Below are 15516 nucleotides of genomic sequence, written 5' to 3'. Positions count from 1 at the left end.
GGCTTTTGTGAGCGTCGACAATGACCGATCCACGGTCGTTCCGGCATTCACTAGGCGTCGCGGGGACTTGGCGTTTACCCGACTGGCGCGGCATCCGCGCCTGACCGGGCGAACTACTTTATTTATCTCGTTTTGAGATTCGCCGGCAATCCGTTGCCTGCTTTCCCCGCCTGGGCCGAATATGGCCTTACACAAAAGGGCAATCAATAAAAAAGGAATTAATCATGCATAAAAAAAGCATACTGTCGCTCGCTATATCCGGGCTGCTCGCTTCCGCCTCGCCATTTGCGGCCAGCCAGTCGCATCAGCATGGCGCCGGCGCCTTCGATCCCAGCATCGCCAATGAGGGCCGCCTGATTCAAATGCTGAAGGCCGGCGGCAAAATCTCTGAAGGCGCTACGCTGGAGGAAGCTACCGCCAAATTGCAGGACTGGTTGAAAGACCGTAAAGCCCACGAACTGCAACGCGCCCGGATGCAGGCCACTACCTCCGCAACGGCGGCGGCGCTGGCCGAAGAACCTCGTCGCGTTAACGGCAACCATCTGCGTGACCAAAGATGGCGTGAGCTGGATAACCGCAAACTGTTCCCTGATAACCTGCAACTGGAAGAGTGGACCGAAGGCGCCCGTAAAGCCAAGGTACTCGCCATCCTGATGGAGTTCCCGGACTTCCCGCACAACTCCATCCAGCCCGGCGAAACCGACATGTACTACGAGGACTACAACCGGGAGCACTTCCAGGATCTGCTGTTCTCCGACTCCGGTTACGCCGGTCCTAACGGTGAAAACCTGATTTCCATGCAGCAGTACTACATCGCGCAGTCCGGCGCCAGCTACTCAGTAGAAGGCAACGTAGCGGGCTGGTACATGGCGCAGAAACCAGCGGCGTTTTACGGCAACAATGTGGACGGCGACGCCCGCGCTCTGATCCGCGAAGCCCTTTTGGCCGCGGCGGCGGACCCCAATGTGGATCTGAGCGACTATGACATTGAAGACCGTTACGACCTGGACGGCGACGGCGACTACTGGGAGCCGGACGGCTTGGTCGACCACGTGATGGTGTTCCACTCTGCAGTCGGTGAGGAAGCCGGCGGCGGACAACTGGGCGAAGACGCGATCTGGGCGCACCGTTGGAACCTGGGCCAGATCTTCCCGATCGAAGGCACCACTTCCGACTCCGGCAACTGGGGCGGCATGATGGCGGCGTATGACTACACCATCCAGCCGATCTCCGCTGCAGCAGGCGTGTGCGCGCACGAATACGGTCACGACCTGGGTCTGCCGGACGAGTACGACACCCAGTACACCGGTAAAGGTGAACCGGTTTCTTACTGGTCCATCATGTCCAGCGGCTCTTGGGCCGGCAAGATTCCGGGCACCGAACCGACCGGTTTCAGCGCTTACGCCAAAGAGAAACTGCAAGGCATCTGGGGCGGCAACTGGCAGCACGGCGCCACCTTGTCCATCGATGAGCTGGACCGCAAGGGCGAAGTCCTGCTGCTGGATGAAGCGGTAAGCAAAGGAAGCAACAACGATGTCATCCGCATCGACCTGCCGAAGAAAAAACGCATTATCACAACGCCTACCAGCGGTCAGTACGCGTATTTCGGCGGTAAGGCCAACGACCTGCACACCAGCATGTCCTATGATCTGGATCTGACATCCGCCACTTCCGCCAAACTGGCGTTCAAAACCTGGTACGACATCGAAGCGGACTGGGATTACGGCTACGTGATGGTGGAAAGCGAATCCGGCAAAGTCAGCATACCAGCGACGATCACCACTGATACCAACCCCAACGGCAACAACTTGGGCAACGGCATCACTGGCGCGTCCGACGGCTGGGTGAACGCTGAGTTCGATTTGTCCGCTTACGCGGGTCAGACCGTTAAAGTCAGCATCGAGTACTTCACTGACTCCGGCACGCTCAACCCAGGCCTGTACGTGGATGATATCGCTCTGTCCGTAGACGGTGCGGTGGTCGCCAGCGACAACGCTGACTCCGCGCCAGTGTTCACTTTGGACGGCTTCACCGCCGACGAAGGCTTCACAGTGTCTGATCGCTACTACCTGATGGAATGGCGTACGCACAACGGCGTTGACATCGGTCTGGAGCGTCTCAACGTGTCCGGTCAGCTGATGTCCTTCAACCAAGGCCTGGTCGTCTGGTTCGTGGATGATTCCTGGGATAACAACCACGTGGGCGTGCATCCTGGCGAAGGCTTCCTGGGCGTTGTTGACGCTGACCAGAGAGTGGTCAAGTGGGAAGACGGCAGCGTCGCATCCACCAAGTTCCAGTTGCATGACGCGGCGTTCAACGTGATCGCCTCCGAGCGCCTGAAACTGGATCTGACGGACGTAGACTCCGTAGGCTCCACACTGAAAGACCAAAACCGTCGCCCCTATCCGCGCTTCATCGATCGTCTCAACTACATGAGCGACGAGATTCCTGATGCGGGCCGCAACATTCCGGAATTCGGCCTCAACGTCCTGGTGCTGTCACAAAGCGCCGACGGCAAAGTAGGCAAAGTTCTGGTGAGAAACACTTCTTCCCGATAGTCACCCTTACGACTATTCGCTAAGCGCCCTACGGGGCGCTTTTTTTATGGGCCGCACGTACAGATAATTCTCAGGCGCAGCCCTTACAGGTCCGATATATATCCAGCTTGAATTCGAGTTATATCCAATGCTTGATTCTCTCACTCCCGGGTCGTAAGATCGGCCTTCAATCAATTTCTACAAGTTGTAAAGCATGAGCTCATCCAAGGACATCGCCAAAGCCGCCTGCGCATCCAGTCAGGATGTCGGCCGCATTAGCGTCCGGGACATTTTCATGTTTTGCTTCACTCCGCCGCCCCGTCGCCTTCAGGCCGGCGCGCCACCGCCGCCGCCCGTACTCCACTGAAATAAATTTCGCGCCTTCCATTTGAAGTCAGCGCAGCGCTGACGTGGTCGGCAATGTCTTATTCCCTGCGACGGGTAACTAATTATGTCTATCAACCGAACGACGTTACTGTCTTATTGCGCAACCGCGCTCTTCGTACTGCTGTGGAGCAGCGGGGCCATCTTCTCCAAAATGGGGCTGGAGTCCGCCTCCGCTTTCGCCTTTCTTCTTCTCCGTTTCACTATCGCTTTTGTTGTGGTGCTGGGCATCAGTTTAAGCCGTGGTCAGTGGCTGCCGGAGCCCGGTACGCGACTTCGCGTGGCGGTGACCGGTTTACTCATGATCGGCGGCTATTCCATCTGCTACTTCAAAGCGCTGGAGCATGGGGTAACGCCGGGAGTGCTCGCCACCGTGCTGGGCGTACAGCCGATTCTGACCTTGCTGGCCACAGAGTCCGCCTTTTCGTTGCAACGTCTCTCGGGGCTGTTCCTGGCGTTATCAGGATTGGTTCTGGTGGTGTATCACAGTATTGGCCTGGCGCAAATCTCCACAACAGGCGTTGTGTTCGCCCTGACCGCACTGGGCTCGATTACCACGGGGGCGATACTGCAGAAAGGCGTCAAGCAGGCGCCCGCGTCGGTGCTCCCTATGCAATACGCAATGACCTTGCTTCTCTGCCTGGCGCTCTCGCCCTGGGAACCCATCACGGTGGAGTTCAGTCCACGCTTTTTGCTGGCGCTGTTGTGGCTCGGCGTGGTGATCTCGGTGGTCGCCACCTTGCTGCTGTACCGTCTTATTCAGGCTGGCAATCTGGTGAATGTCACCAGTCTTTTCTACCTGGTTCCCGGCGTCACCGCCGCCATGGATTACCTGTTCCTGGGCAACCAGATGTCTTTGCTGAGTTTGCTTGGAATGGGCGCCATTCTGCTGGGACTGACGCTGATCTCACGGACGCGTCAAACGCAGCCTGAGGCGCTGAAGCCGATTGCGGCGACGGAAACATGATCATACCTACACCAGAGCCTGGCGCGTAAGGCCTCTCTTAACTATATGGATATAGCGCCCCATTGGGGCGCTTTCTCAACTGGCGGACGTTGACGGGATCAGTCTCGCGTCGGGTCGTGATGTTTCAGCAACTCGTCCAACGTCAGCAGATAGCTGTCCACAAAGGTCGCCATGAAGTATTCCACCTCCGGCATTTGCAGCGCGCGGATACGCGCCTCCACATCCGCCTTGGCGTCGTCGAACTCTTTGTTGCCGGCGGCCACTTCCATCTGACATTTGAGATAGGCGCTGATCAGGTCCGCAGCCTTGACGAATTTCACGCTGGCGGCGTCAAACTTGTCATGCAGCAACAGAGGCTCAAAGGGTTTCTGCAGCTCGTCCGGCAGTGTGGACAGCACTTCTTTCTCCGCCTCCCGTTCGATGGCGTGATACGCGTGCTTGATCGCATCAGAGTGATACTTGATGGGACTGGGCATGTCCCCGGTGATGATTTCCGAGACATCGTGATACAACGCGGCTACCGCCAGGGCGTTGGGGTCGACATCGCCGTTAAACTTGCGATTGCTGATCAGCCCCAGTACATGAGCGATGGTGGCCACCTGCCAGCTATGCTCCATGACATTCTCCTCCACCACATTCCTTTTCAGCCCCCAGCGTTTGATCCAGCGCAGGCGTTCAAGGTAGGCGAAGAATTTACTGGTCATGGGCGAGTCTCCTGGGACAATGTCGGCGGCCGGTGATAAAAGGGAATTATAACCGTCCGCCGTAGCATCCGCCCAGACGCCTTAGGCTTCCGCCGCCGCTTCGTGATCGTGGCGCAGCTCTTTTCTGGCGTGGCGCAACACTTGAAACGCAGCGCTCAACGCCAGGCAGGCCATAATGCCGGCGACAACCAAATCCGGCCAGGCGGTCCCAGACCCGAATACACCCAGCGCGGCTAACATAACAGCGATATTGCTTAGCGCGTCGTTACGGGTGCATAGCCATACACTGCGCATATTGCTGTCGCCCTCACGATAGGCGTATAACATGGCGGCGACGCCCAGGTTGGCGACCAGGGCCAACGCGCCAATGACGCCCATGGTGGCGGCTTCCGGCATAGTGCCCGCCATGGCGTTCCAGGCCGTGCTGGCCAGCACCCACACGCCAAACGCGCCCATAGAAAAGGCTTTTAAGAGGGACGCTTTCGCTCTCACCGCCAGCCCCATGCCCAACACCCAAAGGCTGATGCCGTAATTGGCCGCATCCCCGAGAAAGTCCAGTGAGTCCGCCAATAGTGACACCGAGCCGGCCCGCAAGCCGGACAGCAACTCCACCGCAAACATGACCGCGTTGATCAGCAGCGCCCAAAATAGAATCTTGCGATAACGCCCATCGACTTTCGGCTTTTCTTCGTGCTCGTTATGGCAGCAATGCACACCCATTCGTCATTCTCCTTGCATTTGAATGCGCTCAGGTTAAAGTCTGGAGCCGCTACAGGGTCAAGGCCTCATTGCAAGAAAATGAAAGAAGCGCGCGGGCGCTTTTATGAGTTCGGCGCGTCGCCATGGCAGGGACACTCGCCTTCAGCCGGATCATGGTTCAATCCGGTCAGAATGCCGCATTCGGCGGCGCGATTGTGGATTTGGCACTGGTCACGCAGGGACTGCAACTGCTCCCTCAGCTTCTCCAGATCGGAGATTTTCTGTTCCAGGGCCAGCAGGTGGGTGTCCACTAAATTGTTGACCTCGCCGCAATCCAGGGAAGGATGATCACGAAAATACAGCAGAGATTTGATTTCGTTGAGGGACATGTCCAGAGAGCGGCAATGGCGGATGAAATTCAAGCGCTCCAGATGGCTGCGTCCGTACTCGCGATAGCCAGAGGCGCTGCGCGGCGGAGCCGGCAGCAGGCCTATTTTTTCGTAGTAACGGACGGTTTCCGCATCGCAGTTTGTCGCTTTCGCCAACACGCTGATTCGCATGATTTCCCCTTGTTCACTAGCACCGCTGATAAAGGCGGAAAGCGACGCTATCGGGTGACCATATAAATGCGCGTTTTGCCGCCTTCCGTCTTCTGATAATACAGTTCAGAGCCGTCGCCGGAAATGGAAGGCGCTTCCGCCATCACATCTTCCCCTACTCCCATAACCTCCACCGGAGAGTCAAACGGCTGACTGGTGGAGCCGCGCACCGCCCGCATGATCAAGGCGCGATCACGGTTGTTGGCGCGGTCCGCCAACAGGATACGGGTAAAGAACAGTTCCAGTCCATCCGTCGAAATCGCAGGACTGTACTCGATATCGCGGGAGTTAACGTTCTCCATCACCCGCTCCACCTCGCTCTGATCGTAATAGTAAGTGGCGCCGCCACGATGGGTGGCGAAGTGGATATTCGCCCGCAGCAGTTGGCCGCTCATAAAGCCGCCAGCGCCCCAGGCCGCCTCAGTGAAATACAGCACGCGGCTGTCCGGGCTGACTTCCGGCCCCATGTTGCCCTGGAATTTGCGGGCGAACGCATTCGCCTTGCGAGGCGGCAAGCCATCGATAGCGCGCACGGAAGAAAGCTTACCGCCGGAGAAGCGACCGCTGCGCACCATGGAGTCCACGCCCGTGTCGGAGAACACCAGATTGTTGTCCACGTCGATGGCGGGCGCGCCCTGAACATATTTCTCATCTTCACCGCCCAGACTGATCTGGCCGCGGTAGGTCCAGCCGCCGTTGGCGCCCCGCTCGGCGTAATGCAGCAGGCGGTGGTTGTTCTCAGCGCCACCGTTGAAGAAAAGCGTTTTACCATTGCGGGAAATGTAGGGCTCTTCCTGGTTCATGGGCGAACCATCAGGCCCGTTGGGGAGACCGGAAATCGTCACCTGCACAGGATTTCCGAAATCAGCCGCTTGGGAAAACCCAGCAGCGGAGGCCAGCGTCAATAAACAGGCGGTCAAAACTTTATATCGCATATGCATTCTCTGTATGGTCTTTCGTTTTTCTACTCCCTACAGTGAACATCCCTGATATTTGTTCTAGTTTTTCCCACAGCTTTCCCCATTCTGCCGGGCCTTGAGGGCAAATAAACCAACCTCCGTCACAAAAGAAACGAAAACTAGTTCACGTAATGCGCCGCCCCATATCGGCGGGCGTCCAGGGAGGGAGCCAGTAAGGCCACCAGTTATGCAAAAATTACGCCCCGATTACTGCTTTAAATACAGCACGTAATAACGCAATTTTCAAGTTATCTGGCGCCACAGAACGTAAAGAAATGCACTAAATTGGTGTTTTGGCGGAGAGATATAGCGCCACTTTGGTGCACTTTGGTTTTCAGGCGAAGAAGCGCCTCTTTTTAGGGCTGGCGTTAGGAGGCAGAACTGGCGGTTTGCGCGACCACTTCATCGCGGGGATTCTTCGGATAATATTTTTCCGGCAGCCGCTCAATATGAGAAAAGAATTTGGTGTCTTTGTAAGGCATCTTCATAAATCCTGACACACCCAACCCTTTGATCAGCGGAATAGCGGCGATGATAGCGTCCAGGCAATAACGGAATTCCTGCTCCCTGGACGGGTCCAGCAGGCGGTAATAACTGTGGATCTTCAAGTGCGTCGGCAAGCTCTCGAATATGATAAGCCCTGTGTGATGTATATTATTAAGAAGCTCCAGTATCTCCATGATTTCCATAGGAAGAACCAGGAATTCTTCCGGATCGGGGCCGTCTTCAAAATAAGAATGCACCCGGCTCTGATCCTCCAGATCCGGCGTCGCGCTGACTTCATAACCTAGGCTCAAACCTGACTCGGGGAGAAAGGGTTTATCCGGCCCATCGCGATCTACGTGCAGGGTATCGCGAGCATTAAACAGACAGCTTTTGAACACACCCTGGCGATGAATCGCCCGCGCCAGATTCACCATATTGTTCACCGCAGTGACGAACGCTGGCTTTAAATCCGGGTCGCGCAGATTGAGGCTGGTGTCGATGTACACCCCTTCCTTCTCCCAACGCACCGCCAATCCGCCCACGACGGGATAGCGGCCTAGGCGGCTGACGGCGGCGATGAACGCCTTTTCAATCTCCCCCATGCCTTGCATGAAGTTCTTGTAGTAACGATCCAGTTGCACATCGTTAATTTCTTTCAGCTCTTCTTTGACGCCTTCCTCCCGAAGGAACGACTTGCGCGAGCTGTACACCACCGTATCAATGCCCCGTTTCTGCGGCCGCACCCAGACCGGGGCCAGCGGCGTCTCTTGCACCAGCGGCAGATCCAGCATGACCAGTCGCGCCATGCGCGGCATATGACGCAGGAAATAGTCGCCCGCCTTGGCCCGCACGGAGGGATCATCGTCCATCATGGCGTCCAGCATGCGCGCAAATTCCGCCGGCAACCCCAGAGATACGGCAGGCAAAGCGCGATGTCCAAAGCGGCAGGATTGTCCTGATGCGAGGGCGTACAGGGTCCCCGCAACGCCCTGTTCGTCGAAGCGCGGCGACGAAAGCCCTCCGTTGAGCTGCTCATCGCCGATGAAGTAGACATCGCCCAGACGCGCATTAGTCTGCTGCAGATCGCTGGACATCAGCTCCATGACATTGGCGGAGACGTATTGGTTGTTCTCATCCAGTTGCGCGAAGACGGCGGAGCCCCAATCAATCAGCGCCACCTGTTCGGTATTAGGGTCGTACACCAGATTGGAAGGCTTGATGTCGCCGTGCACCAGGGGACGCCCGGCGGGTCCTTTATCAGAGCGAAGATTTCTCAATATATCAGCTAGTTGCGCAGCAATCTTAACAACCAGTCTAGGTGGCAGACGCCCCACTTTGAGCGAGTATTGCTCAAGATCCACCCCCGGCGCACGCTCCATCACCAGTATGGATTGGCGGCGAATACGCTGGAAGGCGATCAGGCTGGGGACTCTGGGGTGCTCCACCAGACCCAGCATAAAGGCCTCTTCTTCCAGGCGATCCTGTAAATGCTGAGGTAAGGTGATGCGGGAGAATTTGAAGACGTATTGTTCGCCTCCGGCGGTGACGCCGGCGAACACAAAACCGTAGGCGCCCTTGCCCACCATTTCAATATCCCGGTAGCCAAGCTGCTCAAGCTGGGCCTGACACAGGGCGACCCAGTCTTTGAGCTTTTTGGCGTCATTGTGACTGAGCAGATAGATCGACTGCTCTTCCGGAATATAGAACTGTTGTAGCTTAGGCGCGCCAGTCATTCACTCTCGCAGGGTTATCAGCTCAGATGCAGCAACATCGAGGTCGGGTCCTGCAGGTAAGATTTCCACATATTGCTGAAGCGGGCAATGGTTCCGCCGTCAATAATGCGATGATCGCCGGACCAGCTGATATTCATGATCGAGCGCGCCACCACCGAGCCTTCGCTGTCGAATCTGGGCACTGTCTGAGTTTTGCCCAGCGCCACAATCGCCACTTCCGGCATGTTGATGATCGGCGACGCATACGTGCCGCCCAACGCCCCAATATTGGAAATGCTGATGGTGCCGCCCTTGAGGTCGTCCTGACGGACCGAGCCGTCACGAGCCGCATTGGTCAGGCGCTCCACTTCCCGCGCGATGTCGAGAATGCTGCGACGCTCCACATGTTTGACGTTGGGCACCAGCAAACCGACTTTGGAGTCCACCGCCATGCCGATGTTGCAATGGGGCAGATAGTGAATCTCCGAGCAGTCGTCATTGACCCGGCTGTTCATGATGGGATGCTGCATCACCGCCATCGCCATGGCTTTCATGATGAAAGGCATCAGCGTCAAACGTACGCCCGCTTTCTCCGCTTCCGGCTTAAGCTGCTCGCGCAGGGCCAGTAATGCGGTGACGTCAACCTCATCGCCAAAAGTGAACTGCGGAATGGTCGTGGCGGCTTCCACCATGCGTTTGGCCATGACCGCGCGCACGCCGCGAATCGGCTCCACCCGCACTTCGCCAACGCTGGCGGGCGTTTCCGGGGCTTTGCTTTGCGCGGGTGCAGCGTCAGCCTGCAAGGATTTCTGATACTTATGGATGTCTTCCTTCAGCACCCGCCCATGTTTGCCAGAGCCTGGCACGCGGTTCAGATCCAGAGACAACTCTCTTGCCAGACGGCGCACAGCCGGGCTGGCGGGGACTTTGACGCGCCCTGAAACCTGGGCTGGTTTCTGCGCCGATGACGCCAGACAGGCGGCCTTGGGGGCGCTGTCGCCATTGACCTTGGCGGGCGTCGCAACAGCCGCTGCGCCGTCCGCTGCAAAGGAGAAAAGCGGCGTATGCACTTTCGCGATGTCGCCCTTCCCGTAGTGCAACTTCACGATGCGACCTGCGCGAGGCGCCGGAATCTCCACCACCGCCTTGTCAGTCATGACGTCGACGACAGGCTGGTCTTCTTCCACGTGATCGCCTTCCGCCACACGCCATTCAACGATCTCGCACTCTACAATGCCTTCGCCGATATCCGGCAGGATGAAATCATTCCCGTTTTTTCCGGCAGGCTGAGACGCCGGCGCGGGTTTGCTCTCCGCCACTGGCTTGCTGTCCGCTTGTTTGTCCGCCGCCACGGGAACGGATTCTTCGTTAGCCGCTTTCGCAGCGCCCGTCATGTCCACCGCAAACAGAGGGGAATGCACCTTGGCGGTGTCGCCCTCACGGTAATAGAGCTTGGCGACGCGGCCGCTATTCGGCGCGGGAATTTCCACCAACGCCTTATCGGTCATCACTTCCGCCACAGGCTGGTCTTCCTGTACGAAGTCCCCTTCCTGCACCAGCCACTTAACCAGTTCACACTCAACAATGCCCTCGCCAATGTCGGGCAAAATAAAATCAGTCACCATCTTCGCCCTCCTAGAAGTTCACGCTCTGTTTAATCGCTTCGTAGATCTTCAGATGATCCGGTAGATACTCTTTCTCCAGCACCAGCGGGAAAGGCGTGTCCAAACCGGTCACCCTGGCGATGGGCGATTCCAGATAAAGGAAGCAGCGCTCCTGAATGGTGGCGGCGATTTCGCCGGCGAACCCGCCGGTCAAAGGCGCTTCGTGTGAAATAACCAGACGTCCGGTTTTCAACACCGAGTTGACGACGGTGTCCACGTCCCAGGGAAGAATGGTTCTTAAATCGATCACTTCGCAGGAAATACCGTCTTTTTCCGCCATTTCCGCCGCTTTTTCGATGTATTCCATTTGCGCGCCCCAAGCCAGCAGAGTGATGTCGGAACCTTCCTTCAACACCTCCGCTTTACCCAGGGGCAATTCGTAATCTTCCTCAGGCACGTCGCCAACGGACGCGCGATAAATCCGCTTCGGCTCGAAAAACACGACCGGGTTGTCATCACGAATAGAGCTGAGCAGCAGCCCCTTCGCCTGATAGGGATTGCGCGGAACCACGATTTTGAGGCCCGGCGTATGCGCAAAATAGGCTTCCGGCGACTGCGAGTGGTAATGCCCGCCAGAGATACCGCCGCCGTATGGCGTACGGATGGTCAGACCGCCGACATCGAACAGGTTGCCTGAGCGATAACGGTATTTGGCGGACTCATTCACAATCTGATCAAAAGCGGGAAAGATGTAATCCGCAAACTGGATTTCCGCCACCGCCACATGGCCTTGGGCCGCTAATCCATTGGCGAAGCCGATAATGCCCTGCTCCACCAGCGGCGTATTGAAGCAGCGGGCGCGGCCGTACTTTTCCTGAAGATGACTAGTGGCGCGGAAAACGCCGCCGAAAACGCCGACATCTTCGCCGAAACAGATTACTTTTTCGTTCTCCGCCATCGCTATATCGAGGGCGTTGTTGATCGCCTGTAACAGGTTCATCTTAGCCATGCGTCATTCTCCCCGCGCTCTTGGGATACGCATCCGGGTACTTGCGGACATGCATCTTGAGTTTTTCTAATTGTTCATGCAGTTGCGGGGTCACTTCGTCGTACACGTCCGTCACCAGCGACTCCACCGGCGGCGGCGGCCGTTTCTCAGCGTTCTTCATTGCGTCCAGCACTTCCTGGCGCATGCTGTTCTGAAGCTGCTTTTCCTCTTCCTCGGACCACCACTTTTTCTTGATCATCCAGTTACGCATACGCGCAATGGGATCTTTGGCGCGCCAGACGTCTTCTTCTTTCTTGCTGCGATAGCCGGATGGGTCGTCGGAGGAGGAGTGGGCGGCCAGACGGTAAGTCATGGCTTCGATCAAAACAGGTTCGTTTTCTTCCACCGCAATTTTGCGCGCAGCCTGAGTCGCCAGATACACCGCCAGGATATCGTTGCCGTCTACGCGGATGGCGCGCATGCTGTAACCTAGCGCCCGCGGCGCAATGCCGTCTGCGGCGAACTGTTCGCTGGAGGGGGTGGAAATGGCGTAGCCGTTGTTACGGCAGAGAAAGATAACCGGTACTTTGTGCACGGAGGCCATATTCAGAGCGGCGTGGAAATCCCCTTCAGAGGCGGCGCCTTCGCCGAATACAGTTACAGTGCATAGCCCCTTGCCTTCCAGCTTCTGACCGTATGCGTAACCGGCGGCCTGAGGAATCTGGGTGGCCAGAGGCGAGGAAATCGTCATGTAATTGAGTTTGGCGGAGCCGTAGTGAATCGGCATTTGCCGGCCCTTGCCATAATCCAGCTCGTTGCCGAACAGCTGGTTCATGAACTCATCCACCGAGAATCCGCGATAGGCCAAAGCGCCCTGCTCCCGGTATTGAGCCATGATCATGTCCCGGTCATCCAACGCCGCAGCGAAGCCGACGACTGTGCCTTCTTCACCGGTGGACTGCAGGTAAAAACTGAGACGCCCCTGACGTTGGGCGGCCAGCATGCGTTCATCCAGCACGCGGGTGAACACCATGGTGCGGTAGATCTTCAGGGCTTCTTCCTGATCCATCTCCGGCAGCTTAGCCCCTTTATAGGTCGCGCCATCCTGTTTCAGGACCTGAAAGATGGGAAACTTAAATTCATTTCCCTGAATGAACTCAGGTTTATGAATAACTTCTATTGTTTTTGTTGTTTGACTCATAGGGTCCTCTTCCTGGATACGTTCGGAGGCAAGGCGGGCCCCTTTTGAAGGCTCCGCTCCACTTTCTACTGTAGACGGTAATCCACCCTGAGGATAATAGACTTTAGTGACGTTGACGTAAACGTCAGCATTGAAAAAAATGCTGCCTGATCAGCCCAGTGGACACGATACTTTGTGCGAAACAAAGTCCCCCGGCAATCTGATTTCACACGCAATTGAAAGCCCCCCTGCGTGATCAGAGGGGTTTAGGAGCCGTTGTCCTACAAAGAAGCGTCTCGGCCCAAGGGAGCCAATCGTAAGAGATGTCCCTCTTGGCAACCCAGCAGCCGAGCGAATGTGATGTGGCGGGTATAGCTAATTATCTGAATCCGTGATTACAACTACCGAGTCAAAACAAACGGAATTGATTAATACGCTTGAGCTGAGAACGGCTGATGATTATGGAAGGGTTTCATCACCCCTTCCATTCCTGGTTGCCTTTGCCAAAGGCAGTGGACACAAATCCTGGTACATGCCGTGCATACCCGCTGAGCTTGCTTGCGGCCTCCTTGGCTAACACGTAACCGGATAGGCCGATACCAATCGCGGCGAAAATATTGTCTGCTGCGGCGAACAGATCAAAACTTTTCTCCAGAGTGGTGTAACCCACAGCCCCAAGCGAGCCGGTAACTACACCCTTCGCTGCAACTTTTTGCACTTCCGCGATAAACGCCTGACGAGCATCTTTGTTAGCGAAAATATCAGAGGAATTAACCTGAACGCCAGCATAGTGCAAGCCTGCTTTTTCACACAGGTCTTTCAATGCTTTTTCCGTGGTGTTTCTCCCTCTCGGATTAGAAAAAAACACGGTCTGGTTTTCCAGCTTATTCCCAGCGACGATTACATTATTGGCAAGAGGGTTGCTCTGAATAGTTTCCAGGGCTTTGACAAAAGAGCCCACCCCTTCACCATGAACCAGCCAACGAACTTTGCCATTTTGCCTTTGTGCATCCTGGATCAATGACACGATGTTTTTCACATACTGCTGGTTGTTGAAGTCGTTATTCATCCAGACCAATGAGTAGTGATTGCCAGGCTTTTCCAACGTGGAAGGATTAAGCGCCACAGAATAAGCTTTGGCAATATGCTCAAAGAGTGTTTCACCAGCTTTATCTTTACCCTCAAACTTTCCTGCCACAGCTGCAGTATGGGCACCGCTCCACTGATGCTGAAGCTTCATAGCTGACTGTGGAGCATTGTCCGACTTCCAACTTTTCAACTCAACATCCCAATCAACCTTGTAAAGCCCAGGGGTATTGTCTACTACAGCCTGTGGACTGTCATCGATACATAACCACAGCACTTTGACATCGCCGTTCGGCTCAATACAATATTGAACCCGAATCGGCCCGAAATCTTCTTGTTTCATTGCACCGGTCTGAGCACCCGGTGTTAACGCCAATGCGTAAATAGCCCGGAACATGCTGGTCATGTAAAAGTTCCCAGGATGCTGACGTTTAATCCTCAGCCAGTTGTCATAATTCCGCTTTTTGATCAACACATTTCGCTGCACATTGGGATCTTCCTGTTTAGTGATAATCGCAGGCCATTGTGGGTCCTTATGAGACACTGTTTTATCCTCACTTAGATTCGTTTTCAGATAATTTTGGGTAACTTAATATATTTAGGGAACAAAAGGCGGGGGCGGCGAGCCGGATTTAAGAATAACGGTATCAGGCTCGCCAATATTTGAGTCTCCATCGCGCCATTCTGGATACACCCAGTTTTCCGGGTTCCGCTGGGATGAAATACGGGCATCCGGCCACTGTTGCCGGGCTTGCTCCATCCGTGCTTGAGCAGAGGGGCTGAGTTGACACTCAACTTGACTGCAGACTTTGTCCCGCAGGGCATTCATATGCCTAATCGCGTATTCCACCGGGGCATAACCATGGTTATGGAACATCAGACGAAGATAATGGCGGTCATCCAGGGGAGTAACTACATAGCTAGAGTACTCGCTCGCGCTGAAAGGTGAAGGTACATGGATTTTGCTCATATCTTTGTGGATCTCATAATGCACCCATAAAGTATCGCCCGACTGTCTGATCGCCCAATTTATCGGCGCGCGCTTTACAGCTTGTCGTGGCTTCTCCGGCCCCATCCGATAACATAAGCGCAACAAGGCTTGCTCCAAGTGACTGGGGTTCAAGCAACTCATCCCTTCTGGCAAGCAGTTAACCTGTTCCACCACGGCAATAAAAGTTGTGGAGGCCACTGGCCGCATACGCCATATTGGGCCGTAATACTCCCAACCCCGCTTAATGAAGACCGAGCTCGAAAATGGATCTTCAGGTGTACTGTCACGATAAATTGCCTGATCATAAATATTGACCTGGGGAATAGGAGCTTGCCTTGCTTCAAACCCCTCATAATCGTGATGGGGCGGCAGTTGCATGCGTAGTTTTGTGCCGCTTAAATCAATTTCAATGGTCTCAGGCTTGTTTAACCCTGGAATGTAGGGATGTCTGCGGGAGGCGAATAAGCGTTTTAGCATAGAATATTTGGCGTTAATCCATTTCTGCCCTGTCAGCATAAGCGACAGAGGCTACTCACTAGAATGAAGGGTATCGCAAATACTAGAGACAGGCTCTAGTAGGGTCAATCGTCCATATTACTTATGTTTTGTCGGCCGTGAGC

At 55.6% G+C, this 15516-nt stretch carries 13 protein-coding genes; 3 read left to right on the top strand and 10 right to left on the bottom strand.

The genetic code is table 11. The features are described from left to right. Window positions 1-224 precede the first annotated feature (224 nt). From ONV78_RS22295 to ONV78_RS22285, 3 genes are all read left to right on the top strand, one after another. Window positions 225-2558: an immune inhibitor A domain-containing protein gene (locus ONV78_RS22295; RefSeq protein ID WP_216736200.1), complete on the top strand. Its 2334-nt coding sequence runs from the start codon at window positions 225-227 to the stop codon at window positions 2556-2558. Window positions 2559-2751: 193 nt separating this feature from the next. Continuing rightward, window positions 2752-2904 carry a hypothetical protein gene (locus ONV78_RS22290; protein WP_279506509.1) on the top strand — a complete coding sequence of 51 codons (153 nt, stop codon included), beginning with the start codon at window positions 2752-2754 and terminating at the stop codon, window positions 2902-2904. An 84-nt stretch (window positions 2905-2988) separates the two neighbouring features. Beyond that, window positions 2989-3888, top strand: a complete 900-nt coding sequence (locus tag ONV78_RS22285) for a DMT family transporter (protein ID WP_279506506.1) — start codon at window positions 2989-2991, stop codon at window positions 3886-3888. Between the two features lie 98 nt (window positions 3889-3986). Here the strand turns inward: ONV78_RS22285 and yfbR are convergent, their stop codons facing one another. The 10 genes from yfbR to ONV78_RS22235 form a co-directional block, all read right to left on the bottom strand. Next, complete coding sequence (yfbR, locus tag ONV78_RS22280) at window positions 3987-4592, bottom strand: 5'-deoxynucleotidase (RefSeq protein ID WP_279506504.1); 606 nt, start codon at window positions 4590-4592, stop codon at window positions 3987-3989. An 81-nt stretch (window positions 4593-4673) separates the two neighbouring features. Next, window positions 4674-5312 (bottom strand): cation transporter, encoded by a 639-nt coding sequence (locus ONV78_RS22275; protein ID WP_279506501.1) that lies wholly within the window; start codon window positions 5310-5312, stop codon window positions 4674-4676. Between the two features lie 101 nt (window positions 5313-5413). Continuing rightward, window positions 5414-5851, bottom strand: a complete 438-nt coding sequence (cadR, locus tag ONV78_RS22270; RefSeq protein WP_279506499.1) for a Cd(II)/Pb(II)-responsive transcriptional regulator — start codon at window positions 5849-5851, stop codon at window positions 5414-5416. Window positions 5852-5898: 47 nt separating this feature from the next. Further along, the gene (locus ONV78_RS22265; RefSeq protein ID WP_216736194.1) at window positions 5899-6825 is read right to left on the bottom strand and encodes a hypothetical protein; all 927 of its coding nucleotides are present in this window, start codon (window positions 6823-6825) and stop codon (window positions 5899-5901) included. A gap of 392 nt (window positions 6826-7217) precedes the next feature. Then, entirely contained in the window at window positions 7218-9068 is a 1851-nt protein-coding gene (locus ONV78_RS22260) for a protein kinase (protein WP_279506497.1), read from the bottom strand. A gap of 17 nt (window positions 9069-9085) precedes the next feature. Next, window positions 9086-10672, bottom strand: a complete 1587-nt coding sequence (locus ONV78_RS22255) for a dihydrolipoyllysine-residue acetyltransferase (protein WP_279506496.1) — start codon at window positions 10670-10672, stop codon at window positions 9086-9088. 10 nt (window positions 10673-10682) lie between these two features. Further along, window positions 10683-11660, bottom strand: a complete 978-nt coding sequence (locus ONV78_RS22250; RefSeq protein ID WP_216736191.1) for an alpha-ketoacid dehydrogenase subunit beta — start codon at window positions 11658-11660, stop codon at window positions 10683-10685. Next, window positions 11653-12840, bottom strand: a complete 1188-nt coding sequence (locus ONV78_RS22245) for a thiamine pyrophosphate-dependent dehydrogenase E1 component subunit alpha (RefSeq protein ID WP_279506495.1) — start codon at window positions 12838-12840, stop codon at window positions 11653-11655. The genes ONV78_RS22250 and ONV78_RS22245 overlap by 8 nt, the downstream gene beginning before the upstream one ends. A gap of 454 nt (window positions 12841-13294) precedes the next feature. Continuing rightward, a complete protein-coding gene (locus ONV78_RS22240; RefSeq protein ID WP_279506493.1) occupies window positions 13295-14449 on the bottom strand; it encodes a hypothetical protein in 1155 nt (384 codons plus the stop codon). Between the two features lie 54 nt (window positions 14450-14503). Continuing rightward, on the bottom strand, window positions 14504-15412 hold the full coding sequence (locus ONV78_RS22235; RefSeq protein WP_279506491.1) for a hypothetical protein: 909 nt from the start codon (window positions 15410-15412) through the stop codon (window positions 14504-14506). Window positions 15413-15516 lie beyond the last annotated feature (104 nt).

The sequence above is a fragment of the Hahella sp. CR1 genome, assembly GCF_029813005.1.
GTDB lineage: Bacteria > Pseudomonadota > Gammaproteobacteria > Pseudomonadales > Oleiphilaceae > Hahella.
Note: the sequence above shows the minus strand (reverse complement) of the source record. Positions and strands in the feature narration are given on the sequence as shown.